Raw genomic sequence first — 14,393 nt, 5'->3', positions numbered from 1 at the left:
CCCATGCACGATCTCATCGTCCATCTCGATCGCGTGAACACCGCGGCCTCGGTCGAGTCGCTGTGGCGCCTGCACCTGGACGCGATGTCGTCCTTCGGCTTCGACCGCCTGCTCTATGGCTACACCCGCTACCGCAGCGGCCGGTCGCTGGGCGACCCGCAGGACTGGGTCCTGCTGACGAACATGCCGGCCTCCTACATGCGTCCCTACATCGAGGACGGCCTCTATGCCGACGGCCCCATGGTCCGCTGGGCGCTGGAGAACGACGGCGCCTGCTCCTGGTCCGTTCTGGCCGGCCGAGCCGCGCGCGGGGGCCTCAGCGCCGGAGAGATCAGGACCATGGAGTTCAACCGCCAGCTCGGCGTGACCTGCGGCTACACGATCAGCTTCCGCTCCGTCTCGCAACGCGCCAAGGGCGGGATCGGCCTCTGCGCCCGGCCTGGCCTGACCCAGCAGGACGTGGATGCGCTCTGGGCCGAGCACGGCCCCACCATCACGGTGATGAACAACGTCTTCCACCTCAAGCTGCTCACCCTGCCCTACAGCGGCGCGCGCCAGCTCACGCAGCGGCAGCGCGAGGTCCTGCAATGGGTGGGGGACGGCAAGACGGCGCAGGACATCGCCCTGCTCATGGGCCTGACCGCCGCGACCGTGGAGAAGCACCTGCGCCTCGCCCGCGAGGCCCTGGACGTGGAGACCACCGCCCAGGCCGTGCTGAAGGCGGCGTTCTACAACCAGATGTTCACGATCGACGCCTGAGCGCCGACTAGACGGGGGAACGGGCGCCGCGCGGACGCGGCGGCGCCCGGGGCGTCAGGCGCCCGCGTTCATCTTGGCGACCTCGGCCGCGAAGTCCTCCTGGGCCTTCTCGATGCCCTCGCCGACGGCAAGCCGCACGAAGCCCGTGACCGTGACGCCGGCCTCCTGGGCGGCTTCGGCGACGGTCTGGTCGGGGTTCACGACGAAGGCCTGACCCATCAGCGTCGACTCGGCCATGAACTTCTTCATCCGGCCGACGAGCATCTTCTCGATCACGGCGTCGGGCTTGCCCGACTCCTTGGCGATGTCGAACTGGACCTGACGCTCCTTGGCGACCAGCGCCGGATCGAGGGCAGCCTCGTCCAACGCGGCCGGGCTGGCGGCAGCGACGTGCATGGCGATCTGCCGGCCGATGCCGTTGTCCGTGCCCGACAGCGCGACCAGCACCCCGATCTTGCCCAGGCCCTCGCCGGCGGCGTTGTGGACGTAGGAGACGACCGTCTCCCCCTCCAGCGCGGCCATGCGGCGGAGCGACAGGTTCTCGCCGATGCGGGCGATGGCCTCGGTCACGGCGGTCTCGGCGGTCCGGCCGCCCATGTCCTGCGCCTTCAGCGCGTCAAGGTCGGAGGCGTTCAGCGCCGCCTGCGCCACGTCGCGCACCAGCGCCTGGAACTCGGCGTTCTTGGCCACGAAGTCGGTCTCGGAGTTGACCTCCACCACCACGCCGCGCCCGCCCGCGACGGCGACGCCCACCAGGCCCTCGGCGGCGGTGCGCCCGGACTTCTTGGCGGCCTTGGCGAGGCCCTTGGTCCGCAGCCAGTCGATGGCCGCTTCCATGTTGCCGTCGGTCTCGGTCAGCGCCTTCTTGGCGTCCATCATGCCGGCGCCGGTGGTCTCGCGCAGTTCCTTCACCATGCTCGCGGTGACAGCCATCTCATGTCTCCTTGAATGGAAATCCGGGCGGGGTATCGCACCCGCCCGGTATCGGTTTCGCGACAGTCTCGATCGGACAGGCCGATCAGGCGGTCGCCGCGTCCTCGAGCGTCTCCTCGCCGAGCTGCTCCATCGCGCCGATGTCCACCCCGGCGGCGCCGAGCTGGGCGCTCATGCCCTCAAGGGCGGCGCGGGCGGCGAGGTCGCAGTAGAGCTGGATCGCGCGGGCGGCGTCGTCGTTGCCGGGGATCACGTAGTCCACGCCCTTGGGCGAGCAGTTGGTGTCCACGATCGCCACGACCGGGATGCCGAGCTTCTGGGCCTCCTGGATGGCGAGATCCTCCTTGTTCACGTCGATGACGAACAGGAGGTCGGGCACGCCGCCCATCTCGCGGATGCCGCCCAGCGTGGCCTGGAGCTTGGCCTGCTCGCGCTCCATGCCCAGCCGCTCCTTCTTGGTCAGGCCCTCGAAGCCACGCTCGGCGGCCTCGTCGATGGCCTTCAGGCGCGCGATCGACTGCGAGACGGTCTGCCAGTTGGTGAGCGTGCCGCCCAGCCAGCGGTGGTTCATGTAGAACTGCGCCGACCGCTCGGCAGCGTCGGCGATGCCCTTCTGGGCCTGGCGCTTGGTGCCGACGAACAGGATGCGGCCGCCGCGGGCGACGGTGTCGCGAATGACGCGCAGCGCCTCGTCCAGCAGCGGGACGGTCTGCGTCAGGTCGAGGATGTGGATGCCGTTGCGCGAGCCGTAGATGAACGGCGCCATGCGCGGGTTCCAGCGCGCGGTCTGGTGGCCGAAGTGCACGCCCGCTTCAAGAAGCTGACGCATGGAGAACTCGGGAAGAGCCATGCTCGTATCCTTTCCGGTTTGAGCCTCGGCGGAGGGTCTCAGGGTTTCCCCCAACCGGTGGACGCGCGGGGATGTCTCCCCCGAACGCCCGCCTCCGCCTGCGAAGTGGGGGGCATCTAGCCGCAATGGCCCCGGATTGCAAGGGGCGCGCCATGTGGCCGGCGTCGCTGCGTATTTGGGCCAAGTTGAGAGGGCAAGGCCGGGTTGACCCCGGACGGCGCATCGGGGCAACTGCCGGGGCCATGACCCCCGCCCCCGACACGCCCGTTCCCGACATCCTCTGCATCGGCTCGGTCCTGTGGGACATCATCGGCCGCACGCCGTCGCATCTCCGCCTCGGCGCGGACGTGCCCGGCCGCATCGTCCGCATTCCCGGCGGCGTCGCCATGAACATCGCCATGACGCTCCGCCGCTTCGGCTTGCGCCCGGCCCTCCTCACCGCCATCGGCCGCGACCCCGAGGGCGAGCAACTGGTGGCCGAGGCCGCGCGCATGGGCCTCCTTACCGGGTTCGCCTACCGCTCCGAGGACCTGCCGACCGATCGCTACATGGCGGTCGAGGGCGGCAACGGCCTCGTCGCCGCCATCGCCGATGCCCACTCACTGGAGGCTGCCGGCGACCGCATCCTTCGCCCGCTGGAGGACGGCCGCCTGGGCACCCCCGCCGCGCCCTGGCCCGGCCCCATCGTCCTCGACGGCAACCTGACCGCCGACCTCCTCGCCCGCATCGCCGCCTCGCCGCTCGTCTCGCGCGCCGACCTCCGCCTCGCCCCCGCGAGCCCCGGCAAGGCCGAGCGTCTTCTCCCGCTCCTCGGCCACCCCGGCGCGACGATCTACGTCAACCTGGAGGAGGCCCGCATCCTGGGCCACCGCGATTTCCAGACCTCCGCCGAGGCCGCGCGCGGCCTCGTGGAACGCGGCGCCCGCCGCGTCATCGTCACCGACGGGGCCCGCTCCGTCTCCGACGCCGACCGCGACGGCCTGCTGACGCTCCAGCCGCCCGCCGTCCTCGTCACCCGCGTCACCGGTGCGGGCGACACCTTCCTGGCCGCCCATCTCACCGCCGAGCGCGAGGGGGCCCCGCGCGAGGCGGCCCTCGCCCGCGCCCTCCACGCCGCCGCCCTTTATGTCTCCGGGGACACGCCCACATGATCTCAATCGTCTATTCCCCCGAGGTTCACGCGGCGCGCGAACAGGGCCTTCCCCTGGTGGCCCTCGAATCCACCATCATCACCCACGGAATGCCCTGGCCCCGCAACGTCGAAACCGCCCGCCGGGTCGAGGCCGAGGTCCGCGCCCAGGGCGCCACCCCCGCCACCATCGCCGTCCTGCAAGGCCGGCTCCATGTCGGCCTCGCCGATGACGACCTGACCCGTCTCGGGCGATCCAGCGACGTGGCCAAGCTGTCCCGCGCCGACCTCGCCGCCTGCCTCGCGCGCGGCGGCACCGGCGCGACCACCGTCGCCGCCACCATGATCGCCGCCCGCCTCGCCGGCATCGCCGTCTTCGCCACCGGCGGCATCGGCGGCGTCCATCGCGGGGCGGAATCGACCATGGACATCTCCGCCGACCTGTCCGAGCTGGCGCAGACCGCCGTCACCGTGGTCGCCGCCGGGGCCAAGGCGATCCTTGACCTGCCTCGGACGCTGGAGGTGCTGGAGACCCTCGGCGTCCCCGTCATCGCCTACGGCCAGGACGACCTTCCGGCCTTCTGGTCGCGCTCCTCCGGCCTGCGCGCGCCCCTGCGGATGGACGACCCTGCCCAGATCGCGCGCGCCCACCGGATGCGCGCCGCCCTCGGCCTCCCCGGCGGCCAGCTCGTCGCCAACCCGATACCCGAGACCGACGAGATCCCGGCCGCGACGCTCGCCCCCCACGTCGCCCGGGCTCTGCGCGAGGCCGAGACGCAGGGCATCGCCGCCAAGGCCGTCACCCCCTTCCTCCTCCAACGCATCTTCGAGCTGACCGAGGGTCGCAGCCTCCAGGCCAACATCGCCCTCGTCCTCAACAACGCCCGCCTCGCGGCGCGCATCGCCGTGGAACTGGGCACCCTGCCCGCCTGACGCCCACCCGCCCAAGCGGCGTGTTGCCCCCCGGCCCGGCCGTGGCCTAGAACCTTGGCGACAGCCAAAGGTCTCCCGCCATGCGCCCGCCGCAGACGAACCCCCCGCCGAAGAACCCCCCGCCGAAGATACCGCCTCGCCAGCAGCACTGGCTCATCACCCGCATCCTCGGCGCGCTCCGCAACAACTTCTTCGCCGGCGTGGTCGTCATCGCCCCCATCGGCCTGACCGTCTGGCTGATCTGGACGGCGGTCGGCTGGGTGGACAACGTCGTCATGCCGCTGGTGCCGAACTACTGGCACCCCGATTCGATGGTGAACCGCTGGCTCGGCAACCCGCGCGACAGCGCCGACTGGATCGACCTCGACATCCGCGGCGTCGGCGTCGTCGTCTTCCTCGTCTTCACCTTCCTGATCGGCTGGATCGCCAAGGGCCTCGTCGGCCGTTCCATGCTCCGCTTCGGCGAGAACATGGTCGGCCGCGTGCCCGTCATCCGCTCCATCTACAACGCCGTGAAGCAGCTCTCCGAGACGCTGTTCACACAGTCCGACGTCCGCTTCGACCGTCCCTGCCTCGTGGAGTTCCCGCGCAAGGGCTCCTGGTCCCTCGCCTTCATCTCCGCCCCCCCCAAGGGAGAGATCCGCGACAAGCTGATGGCCCGCAGCCCCGGCGAGGAGATCGTGTCGCTGTTCCGCCCGATCACCCCCAACGCCACCACCGGCTACGTCATCTTCGTCCCCCGCAGCGAGATCATCGAGTTGGACATGAGCCTCGAGGACGCGGCCAAGCTCGTCATCTCGGCGGGCCTCGTCTACCCGGGCGAAAGCGGGGCCCTGCGGATCGTGGATGGCGCGCCGCCCCCCGAGCCCGCCCGCGCCGCCGAATGATCACAGCGCCGTCCACCCCCCGTCGACGCTGATCGTCGTCCCCGTCACCTGCGCCGCCGCCTCCGAGCAGAGGAACACCGCCGTCCCGCCGATCTGATCGACCGTCGCGAACTGCCGCGACGGCTGCCGCGCCAGCATCACCTCGCGGATCACCGTCTCGCGGTCCATGCCATGCGCGGCCATCTGGTCGGGGATCTGCGCCTCGACCAGCGGCGTCAGCACATAGCCCGGACAGATCGCGTTGGCGGTGATGCCCTGCCCCGCCGTCTCCAGCGCCGCCGTCTTGGTCAGCCCCACCAGCCCGTGCTTGGCCGCCACGTAGGCCGACTTGTAGGGCGAGGCCGTCAGGCCATGCGCCGAGGCGACGTTGACGACCCGCCCCCAGCCCCGCTCCCGCATCCCGGGCAGCGCCGCCGCGATCGTGTGGAAGGCCGAGCTGAGGTTGATGGCGATGATCCGGTCCCAGGCCTCGGGCGGGAAGGAGTCGATAGGCGCCACGTGCTGCACGCCCGCGTTATTCACCAGGATGTCGCATCCCCCGGCCACCAGAGCCCGGCAGTCCTCGGCCCGTGCCATGTCCGCCCGCCGGTAGCTCGCCGCGACCCCGAACTCCGCGCCCATCTCGCGGGCCAGCGCGTGATCCGCCTCCGCATCGGTGAAGGAGTTGAGGACCACCTCGGCCCCGGCCCCGGCCAGGGCCCGGGCGATGCCAAGCCCGATCCCCGAGGTCGATCCGGTCACGACCGCCCTGCGACCGACGAGGGGACGCGCTGCTTCCATGGGAGCCTCCTTCCTGTTGCACCGCGGCATCCTAGGCGACGGCGGCGCGGCGGCAATGGCTCATCCAATCCAGGCTGATCGGCAGGTTCCCGCCGGCCCGTCGATCTGACGCAGCGCCGCAGCGGGCCGTCCCAAGCCGTTGCGCGCACGGGCAAACACCGGCGGCGACTCGGCCTTCACGGCTCGCCTTGACGTGATTCGCCGCTTCGTTGTAGAGCACGCCACACCCCGCCGCTGGCCAGGCGAACCGACCATCACGACGGGAATCCCACGGAATCCTCAGGAATCAGATGAAGTCGTGCCGAGGCCCGGCCCGGCGCACAAAAAAACGCCCGCCAAAGGGCGGGCGTTGAGTTGTTGAGGCAGGTTTCATACAGGCAAGAAACCTATCGAGCAGTGACTTCCTTATAAGCGTTCCGCAGTCGCTCCGCTAGCCAAAAGTTTGATTTCGCAAGCCCCGGCGCGTAGCGTCCCTCGGACCCGCAGCACGGCACCAGGGGAGAGCCTTCGCCATGTCACCGTCCCTCGCCACACGTCTCGGTTGGAGGGCGCTGCTCCTCCCGCTCCTCCTGGGCGGAGCGGCCTCGGCCGAGCCCGCCCACGGCCTCGCCATGTACGGGGAGCCCGCGCTCCCGCCCGGCTTCGACCACCTGCCCTACGCCAACCCCGACGCCCCCAAGGGCGGCGCCGTGGTCTCCGCCGAGCTGGGCAGCTTCAGCAGCCTCAATCCCTACATCCTCAAGGGCACCGTCCCCTGGCAACTCACCTTCCTGACCAGCGAATCGCTCCTGGGCCGCTCGCTCGACGAGCCCTTCACCCTTTATGGCCTCCTCGCCGAATCGGTCGAGGCCGCCCCCGACCGGAGCTGGGTGGAGTTCACGCTGAACCCCGACGCCCGCTTCTCCGACGGCAGCCCCGTCACCGTCGAGGACGTGATCTGGTCCTTTCGGACCATCGGCACCGAGGGGCATCCCCGCTACCTCACCTTCTGGCGGAAGGTGAAGTCCATCGAGCCGGTGGGCGAGCGTGGCGTCCGCATCGCCTTCAACGCCCCCGACCGCGAGCTCGCCATGCTCGCGGGCCTGCGCCCCATCCTCAAGAAGGCGCAATGGGAGGGGCTGGACTTCGCCAGCTCGGACGGGTTCGACACGATCCCCGTCACCTCCGGCCCCTACGTGGTGGAGGCGGTGGACCCCGGCCGCTCGGTGACCCTGCGGCGCGATCCCGACTACTGGGGTGCCGACATCCCCTTCCGGCGCGGCACGATGAACCTCGACGAGGTGCGCTTCGAGTTCTTCGGCGACGAGACCGCCGCCTTCGAGGCCTTCAAGACCGGCGAGGTCACCATCATGCGCGAGACCAACCCCGCGCGCTGGGCGACCGCCTACGACTTCCCCCTCGCGCGGGAGGGCGGGGTCGTCCTGAGCGAGATCCCCCACCAGCGACCGACCGGCATGACCGGCCTCGTGATGAACACCCGGCAGCCGATCTTCTCGGACCTCCGCGTGCGCGAGGCAATGATCCAGGCCTTCAACTTCGAGTTCATCAACGACACGATGACCGGCGGCGAGCAGCCCCGCATCACGTCCTATTTCGCCAACAGCCCCCTCGGGATGACCTCCGGCCCCGCCGAGGGCCGCGTCGCCGAGGCGCTGGCCCCCTACGAGGCCTCCCTGCCCCCCGACGCGCTCGAAGGCTACGCCCTGCCCGTGGCCGAGGGCGGCGAGAGGAATCGCGCCGGCACCCGCCGGGCGCTCGACTCGCTCATGCAGGCCGGCTGGGTCGTCGCCGACGACGGCGTGCTGCGGAACGCCCAGGGGCAGCCCTTCGCCTTCGAGATCCTGCTGGAGAACGGCTCCTCCGAGGTGGCCTCCATCGTGGACATGTATGTCGAGGCGCTGGGCCGGCTCGGGATGCAGGTGACGGTGAACTCGGTCGATCCCGCGCAGTACAAGCAGCGCACCGACGGCTACGACTTCGACATGACCTACTTCCGCCGCGCCGTCTCGCTCTCGCCCGGCAACGAGCAGGCGCTCTACTGGGGCTCGGCCATCGCGGACGAGCCCGGCGGCCGCAACCTGATGGGCGTCAGGTCCCCGGCCATCGACGGTCTGATCGAGCGCCTCCTCACCGTGGAATCGACCGAGGACTTCGTGGCCACGGCCCAGGCGCTCGACCGGGTGCTGACGGCGGGCCGCTACGTGGTCCCCTTCTACCAGTGGAACGCCGCGCTGATCGCGCACTCGGCCTCGCTGCGCCATCCCGACCGCCTGCCGCTGATGGGCGACTGGCCCGGATGGCAGCCCGACGTCTGGTGGTGGGAGCCGCGCGACCCCGCCAACTGATCGGCGCGCCGGGACCTGCCTCCCGATGCCGCGGGGCGGGCTCAGTCCGCCGCCGCAGCCGTCATGCCAGCGACGTCACCCACAGGATGGTGGCGTCGTCCTGGCTCATCGACACGACGTTGTGCCCCATCGCGGCGTCGTAATAGGCGCTGTCGCCGCGCCGCATCTCCACCGGCTCGTAGAACTCGGTGTAAAGGCGCACCGCCCCCGTCAGCACGTAGAGGAACTCCTCCCCCTCGTGCCGGACCCAGCCGCCGAACTCCTCCAGCTTGCGCGCCCGCACCCGCGCCCGGTAGGGCAGCATCTGCTTGCGGCTCAGGCTGTCGGCCAGCAGCTCGTGCTCGTAGGTGGTCGTCAGGTGCGCCGTCCCCTCGCCCGCCTTGGTCACCGCCATGCGCCCGTTCACCTGCGCCCGCGGCGCCGGCGTGAAGAGCTGCGGCACCGAGATCCCCAGCCCCACCGCCAGCTTCTTCAGGGCGTCGTAGGTCGGCGACATCTGCCCGTTCTCGATCTTGGACAGCGTGGACCGCGCCAGCCCGGCCTGCGAGGCCGCCTGCTCCAGCGTCCAGTCCCGCGCCCGCCGCAGCTCCCTCACGCGCTGCCCGAGGTCGATGGGCGCCGCGTGGTCGGCCGAGCCGTCGGCGCGGGCGATGCGGATGAGCGTGCGGGGGTCCTGTCCGGCCATGGCGCTCCTTACACGACCGCCCGCCCGCCCCGCAACTCAGCGCGGCGCGAGCCGCGTCACCACCTGCCGCCGCGCCTCGACGCCGGGCAGCAGCTCGAAGATCTCCGTCCCCTCCATCCGGCGCAGCACCTCGGACGATTCGAGCAGGGGATCGTTCGGCCGTCCCACCAGCGCCGCCGGCCCCTCGGGCAGGTCCCGCGCCCCCGGCCGCAGGATCCGCAGCCCCAGCCCCGGCTCCCGCAGCACGAGGTTCCCGGCCAGATGCACGTTCCCCGTCGCCACCACGCGCCCCTCGGCCTCCAGCACCCCCAGCCGCGCCGCCAGCGGCCCGACGTCGAGCCCCCGGTTGCTCGTGCTGGGCGAGACCACCCCCGACAGCGGCAGCCCGACCATCGCCAGCAGCCACAGACCCGCCGCCGCGCCGGCCAGCCCCCGTCGCCCCCGCCCGCTCAACCGGGGCCAGAGCGCCAGCACCGCCACCGGCACCAGCCCCGAGGCCAGCGGGATCAGCCAGATATGGTCGATCTCGGTGGACCCGGTGACCAGCACCATCGCCCAGAGCAGCCCGAGCGTCAGGGCCGAGGCGAGGCCATAAAGCCTCACGCCCGGCGGCAGGCCCTCGCCTCGGGGCCGCCGGCGGGCGACCCACCAGTAGCCGCCCAGCACGAGGAGCGGCAGGATCAGGAGGTTCAGCGCCGCGACGGCCAGCGCGCCCGTCCCCTCCAGCCGGGCGGCCCAGCCCCCGTCCGCCGTGGGCTCCAGCCGTTGCAGCCCCACGGTGGACCATTCCGGGTTCCGCAGCATCCAGAGCGCGGCCGGGCCGTTCAGCGCCGCCGCCAGCGCCGCCGCGCCCAGCACGCGGACCCACCGCACCCGCCCCCGCCACTCCGGCAAGGCCAGCGCCGCCAGCAGCAGCGCCGCCGCCCAGACGAGGAAGTTGAGCTTCGACAGCGTCCCCAAGCCCACCGCGAGGCCCAGGAGCAGGTAGTCGCCCCAGCGCCCCCGCTCCAGCGCCCGCACCGCGAGCCAGAGCGCCGCCACGGCGACCAGCATGGCGAGAGCGGTATGGGTCAGCGCCCGCTGCATCTCCCAGACCAGGGGCGCGACCAGCCCCAGCGACAGCGTGGCGACGCCGGCCGGGGCCGGGCCGACCTCCCGCCGCAGGAACCGATACAGCAGCGCCATCCCCCCGAGGAGCAGCAGGTTCTTGAACGCCGTCAACGCGAGGACGCCTTCGCCAAGAAGCTGGAACACCCCCCATTGCATCCAGAAATACAGCGGCGGCTGCGGCCCGTAGCCCCAGGCGAGGTTGCGCGCGAAGAAGAAGGCCTCGGCCTCGTCCCAGTTCAGCGACGTGCCGCCCAGGAGCCAGCGCGACAGCGCCTGAAGGGCGAAGTAGGCGGCGAACACGCCGATCCAGCGCGCATCCTGACCTCGGCCCACCCCGAACCTCCTTGCCCGATTGCCCCGTGGCGGGGCCTAGCACCGGGCTCCGGCGAGCGCAAAGCCCCTCAGCGGGCGCGCTTGGCCACCTTGGCCGGGGACGGCGCCGGCTCGGCGACCTTCGCGGGCTTCGACGCATCGTTGCCCCCGCCGTCCCGCTTCGCCTTGGCCGGCTGCGCCTCGGCCACCTTCTCGGCGAGGTCCTTGACGATGGCGAAGGCTCCCTTGATCCGGTCGGCCTCGGTTTTCCAATCGCGCAGGACGACGATCTTGTTGTCCTTGATGCGCGCTTGGCCCCCCTGCGCCTGGATGTAGTCCACGAGGCCCGCCGGAGAGGCGAACTTGTCGTTGTGGAACGACACCGTCGCCCCCTTGGGACCGGCATCCAGCCGCGCCACGCCCGCCTTGCGCGCCATGGCCTTGATCCGCACCACGAGGAGCAGCGTGTTCACCTCGCGCGGCAGCGCCCCGAAGCGGTCGATCAACTCGGCCGCGAAGCCCTCCAGCTCCACCTTGGTCGACAGCGCGGACAGCCGCCGATACAGCCCCAGCCGCACGTCGAGGTCCGGGACATACTCCTCCGGGATCAGCACCGGCACGCCGAGGTTGAGCTGCGGGGCCCATGGACCGTCCGTCTCCACCAGCTCGCCCTGCCCCGACCGCAGCCGGTCGATCTCCTCCTCCAGCATCTGCTGATACAGCTCGAATCCGACCTCGCGGATCTGCCCGGACTGCTCCTCGCCCAGCAGGTTCCCCGCGCCCCGGATGTCGAGGTCCTGCGACGCGAGCTGGAACCCCGCGCCCAGCGAATCGATGCTCCCCAGCACCCGCAACCGCCGCTCCGCCTGCGGCGTCAGCTTCTGCCGGGGCCGGGTGGTCAGATACGCATAGGCCCGCGTCTTGGCCCGCCCGACGCGCCCCCGGATCTGATACAGCTGCGCGAGCCCGAACATGTCGGCCCGCCAGACGACCATCGTGTTGGCGGTGGGGATATCCAGCCCCGACTCGACGATGCTCGTCGCCATCAGCACGTCGTATTTCCCGTCATAGAAGGCGTTCATGCGGTCATCGAGCTCGCCCGCCGCCATCTGCCCATGCGCCACGACGAAGGACACCTCCGGCACCTCGCGCCGCAGCCAGTCCTCCATCTCCGGCAGGTCCGAGAGGCGCGGCACCACGAAGAAGCTCTGCCCGCCGCGATACCTCTCGCGCAGCAGCGCCTCGCGCACGGTGATGGTGTCGAACTCGCTCACATAGGTGCGGATCGCCAGCCGGTCGATCGGCGGCGTCCCGATCACCGACAGGTCGCGCACCCCCGACAGCGACAGTTGCAGCGTCCGCGGGATCGGCGTCGCCGTCAGCGTCAGCACGTGGATGTCCGACCGCAGCTCCTTCAGCCGCTCCTTGTGCGCGACGCCGAAATGCTGCTCCTCGTCGATGACCAGCAGACCGAGGTTCGCGAATTTCACCCCCTTGGCCAGCACCGCATGGGTGCCCACCACGATGTCCACGGTCCCCTTGGCGATCCCGTCCCGCGTCTGCGCCGCCTCCTTGGCGCTCACGAAGCGCGACAGGGGCCGCACCTCCAGCGGGAAGCCCCGGAACCGCTCGGCGAAGGTGCGGTAGTGCTGCCGCGCCAGCAGCGTCGTCGGCGCGACCACCGCCACCTGCACCCCCGACATGGCCGCGACGAAGGCGGCGCGGATCGCCACTTCGGTCTTGCCGAAGCCCACGTCGCCGCAGATCAGCCGGTCCATCGGGTTGCCCGAATCCAGATCCCCCAGCACGTCCTCGATGGCCTGCAACTGGTCATCGGTCTCGGCATAGGGGAACCGCGCCAGGAACTGCTCCCAGATGCCGTCAGGCGGTTCCAGCTCCGGGGCCTTCCGCAAGGCCCGCTCGGCTGCCGTGCGGATCAGCCGCTCCGCCGCCAGCTTGATGCGCTCCTTCAGCCGGGCCTTGCGCGCCTGCCACGCCCCGGCCCCCAGCTTGTCGAGAAGGCCCTCCTCGTGCCCGAAACGCGACAGCAGCTCGATGTTCTCGACCGGCAGGTAGAGCTTGGAGTTCTCGGCGTATTCGATGGCGAGACACTCGTGCGCCGCGCCCAGCGCGCGCAGCACCTCCAGCCCCAGGTAGCGCCCGACCCCGTGATCCACGTGCACCACGAGGTCGCCGGGCGTCAGCGCGTTCACCTCCGTCAGGAAGTTCTCGGCCCGCCGCTTCCGGCGCGTCTGCCGGATCAGCCGGTCGCCCAGCACGTCCTGCTCCGAGACCACCGTGAGCCCCGGCGCCTCGTAGCCATGCTCCAGCGGCCAGACCGCCAGATGGATGCCCCGCTTGCCGACGCGCGAGAAGTCGGTGACGGGGATCGTCTCCCCCGCCCCCTCGTCCTCCAGCAACCCCATCAGCCGCTCGCGCGCGCCCTCGGAATAGCTGGCGATCACCACCGGCCCGTGCTCCAGCCGCGCCTGGACATGGGCGTTCAGCGCCCCGAACAGCGACAGCTTCTCGTTCTGCCGCTCGGGCGCGAAGTCCCGCCCGATCCGCCCGCCCGCGTCGATCACCCCCGGCCCGGTCGGCACCTTCAACGGGCTGAACCGCAGCGCCCGCCGGTCGGCCAGCGCGGCGTCCCAGGCCGCCTCGTCGAGATAGAGCAGCTTCGGCGGCGCCGGCTTGTAGACCGAATCCATCCGGCCCCGCTCGTGCAGCGCCGTCCGCCGCGCCTCGTAGGCGTCCTCGATCGCCGCCCAGCGCGCCTCCCGCGCCGGCTCGACCTGGTCGTCCAGCGTGACCGTGGCCTTGGGCAGGTAGTCGAACAGCGTCTCCAGCCGCTCGTGGAAGAACGCGAGCCAATGCTCCATCCCCGCGTGCTTGCGCCCGGCGCTCACCGCCTCATACAGCGGATCGTCCGTCCCCGCCGCCCCGAACTCGATGCGGTAGTTCTGCCGGAACCGCGTGATCGCCGCCTCGTCGAGGATCACCTCCGACACCGGCGCGAACTCCACCACCGACAGCTTCTCGGTCGTCCGCTGCGTCATGGCGTCGAACCGGCGCACCCCGTCCAGCGTGTCCCCGAAGAAGTCGAGCCGCACCGGCGACGGATGCCCCGGCGGCCACACGTCGATCAGCCCGCCCCGCACCGCGTAGTCGCCCGGCTCCGTCACCGTCGGGCTCTGGCTGAACCCCATGCGCGACAGGAATCCCCGCAGCGCCCCTTCCTCCACCCGGTCCCCCACGCGGGCCGAGAACGCGGCGTCCCGCAGCGTGTCCCGCGCCGGCACCCGCTGCGTCGCCGCGTTCAGCGTGGTCAGCACCACGAACCGCTCGGGCATCCCGTGCACCAGCGCCGCCAGCGTCGCCATCCGCTGCGCCGCGATCTCGGGGTTGGGCGACACCCGGTCGAAGGGCAGCGCGTCCCAGGCCGGGAACACGAACACCGGCAGCCCCGGATCGTGGAACGCCAGCGCGGCCTGCATCGCCGCCAGCCGCCGGTCATCCCGCGCGACGTGCAGCACGCAGCAGCCCGCCCGCTCGATCTCCTGAAGGACCAGCCGCGCGTCATGCCCCTCGGGGGCGCCGCCGACGGTGATGTGATTGGGGTTCTGCCGCATGGGGCCTCACCTACCGCGCCGCCGCGCGGTGTCAACGC

The 14,393-nt window shown here is 71.4% G+C and carries 11 protein-coding genes; 5 read left to right on the top strand and 6 right to left on the bottom strand.

Annotated elements, in window-relative coordinates; translation table 11 throughout:
* Window positions 1-3: 3 nt before the first annotated feature.
* Window positions 4-759 carry a LuxR family transcriptional regulator gene (locus J2Z33_RS00600; RefSeq protein WP_209836821.1) on the top strand — a complete coding sequence of 252 codons (756 nt, stop codon included), beginning with the start codon at window positions 4-6 and terminating at the stop codon, window positions 757-759.
* A 54-nt stretch (window positions 760-813) separates the two neighbouring features.
* On the opposite strand, the gene tsf is transcribed toward J2Z33_RS00600, so the two are convergent.
* Both tsf and rpsB read right to left on the bottom strand, forming a co-directional pair.
* Complete coding sequence (gene tsf, locus J2Z33_RS00595) at window positions 814-1,692, bottom strand: translation elongation factor Ts (RefSeq protein ID WP_209836819.1); 879 nt, start codon at window positions 1,690-1,692, stop codon at window positions 814-816.
* A gap of 85 nt (window positions 1,693-1,777) precedes the next feature.
* A complete protein-coding gene (rpsB, locus tag J2Z33_RS00590) occupies window positions 1,778-2,542 on the bottom strand; it encodes a 30S ribosomal protein S2 (RefSeq protein ID WP_209836817.1) in 765 nt (254 codons plus the stop codon).
* 242 nt (window positions 2,543-2,784) lie between these two features.
* Between rpsB and J2Z33_RS00585 the strand changes: the two genes are divergently transcribed.
* From J2Z33_RS00585 to J2Z33_RS00575, 3 genes are all read left to right on the top strand, one after another.
* Window positions 2,785-3,693, top strand: coding sequence for a PfkB family carbohydrate kinase (locus J2Z33_RS00585; protein ID WP_209836815.1), 909 nt, complete (start codon window positions 2,785-2,787; stop codon window positions 3,691-3,693).
* Window positions 3,690-4,604: a pseudouridine-5'-phosphate glycosidase gene (locus J2Z33_RS00580; RefSeq protein ID WP_209836813.1), complete on the top strand. Its 915-nt coding sequence runs from the start codon at window positions 3,690-3,692 to the stop codon at window positions 4,602-4,604. Before J2Z33_RS00585 ends, J2Z33_RS00580 begins: the two co-directional genes overlap by 4 nt.
* An 80-nt stretch (window positions 4,605-4,684) precedes the next feature.
* Window positions 4,685-5,491, top strand: coding sequence for a DUF502 domain-containing protein (locus J2Z33_RS00575; protein ID WP_209836811.1), 807 nt, complete (start codon window positions 4,685-4,687; stop codon window positions 5,489-5,491).
* Here the strand turns inward: J2Z33_RS00575 and J2Z33_RS00570 are convergent, their stop codons facing one another.
* Entirely contained in the window at window positions 5,492-6,271 is a 780-nt protein-coding gene (locus tag J2Z33_RS00570) for a 3-hydroxybutyrate dehydrogenase (protein WP_209836809.1), read from the bottom strand.
* 512 nt (window positions 6,272-6,783) lie between these two features.
* On the opposite strand from J2Z33_RS00570, the gene J2Z33_RS00565 reads away from it, so the two are divergent.
* The gene (locus tag J2Z33_RS00565) at window positions 6,784-8,616 is read left to right on the top strand and encodes an extracellular solute-binding protein (RefSeq protein WP_209836808.1); all 1,833 of its coding nucleotides are present in this window, start codon (window positions 6,784-6,786) and stop codon (window positions 8,614-8,616) included.
* A gap of 61 nt (window positions 8,617-8,677) precedes the next feature.
* Here J2Z33_RS00565 and J2Z33_RS00560 read toward each other — a convergent pair whose 3' ends face one another.
* From J2Z33_RS00560 to mfd, 3 genes are all read right to left on the bottom strand, one after another.
* Window positions 8,678-9,301: a helix-turn-helix domain-containing protein gene (locus tag J2Z33_RS00560; RefSeq protein WP_209836806.1), complete on the bottom strand. Its 624-nt coding sequence runs from the start codon at window positions 9,299-9,301 to the stop codon at window positions 8,678-8,680.
* A 36-nt stretch (window positions 9,302-9,337) separates the two neighbouring features.
* The gene (locus J2Z33_RS00555) at window positions 9,338-10,744 is read right to left on the bottom strand and encodes a glycosyltransferase family 39 protein (protein ID WP_209836804.1); all 1,407 of its coding nucleotides are present in this window, start codon (window positions 10,742-10,744) and stop codon (window positions 9,338-9,340) included.
* 68 nt (window positions 10,745-10,812) lie between these two features.
* A complete protein-coding gene (gene mfd, locus J2Z33_RS00550) occupies window positions 10,813-14,355 on the bottom strand; it encodes a transcription-repair coupling factor (protein ID WP_209836801.1) in 3,543 nt (1,180 codons plus the stop codon).
* Window positions 14,356-14,393 lie beyond the last annotated feature (38 nt).

The organism is Rubellimicrobium aerolatum (assembly GCF_017872975.1).
GTDB classification, from domain to species: Bacteria; Pseudomonadota; Alphaproteobacteria; order Rhodobacterales; family Rhodobacteraceae; genus Rubellimicrobium; species Rubellimicrobium aerolatum.
This window is presented reverse-complemented; position numbering and strand designations above follow the sequence as displayed.

Bases quoted from the DNA above. Each gene is read 5' to 3' on its own strand.
- J2Z33_RS00600 (WP_209836821.1), top strand. From the start codon at position 4: ATGCACGATCTCATCGTCCATCTCGATCGCGTGAACACCGCGGCCTCG.
- tsf (WP_209836819.1), bottom strand. From the start codon at position 1,692: ATGGCTGTCACCGCGAGCATGGTGAAGGAACTGCGCGAGACCACCGGC.
- rpsB (WP_209836817.1), bottom strand. From the start codon at position 2,542: ATGGCTCTTCCCGAGTTCTCCATGCGTCAGCTTCTTGAAGCGGGCGTG.
- J2Z33_RS00585 (WP_209836815.1), top strand. From the start codon at position 2,785: ATGACCCCCGCCCCCGACACGCCCGTTCCCGACATCCTCTGCATCGGC.
- J2Z33_RS00580 (WP_209836813.1), top strand. From the start codon at position 3,690: ATGATCTCAATCGTCTATTCCCCCGAGGTTCACGCGGCGCGCGAACAG.
- J2Z33_RS00575 (WP_209836811.1), top strand. From the start codon at position 4,685: ATGCGCCCGCCGCAGACGAACCCCCCGCCGAAGAACCCCCCGCCGAAG.
- J2Z33_RS00570 (WP_209836809.1), bottom strand. From the start codon at position 6,271: ATGGAAGCAGCGCGTCCCCTCGTCGGTCGCAGGGCGGTCGTGACCGGA.
- J2Z33_RS00565 (WP_209836808.1), top strand. From the start codon at position 6,784: ATGTCACCGTCCCTCGCCACACGTCTCGGTTGGAGGGCGCTGCTCCTC.
- J2Z33_RS00560 (WP_209836806.1), bottom strand. From the start codon at position 9,301: ATGGCCGGACAGGACCCCCGCACGCTCATCCGCATCGCCCGCGCCGAC.
- mfd (WP_209836801.1), bottom strand. From the start codon at position 14,355: ATGCGGCAGAACCCCAATCACATCACCGTCGGCGGCGCCCCCGAGGGG.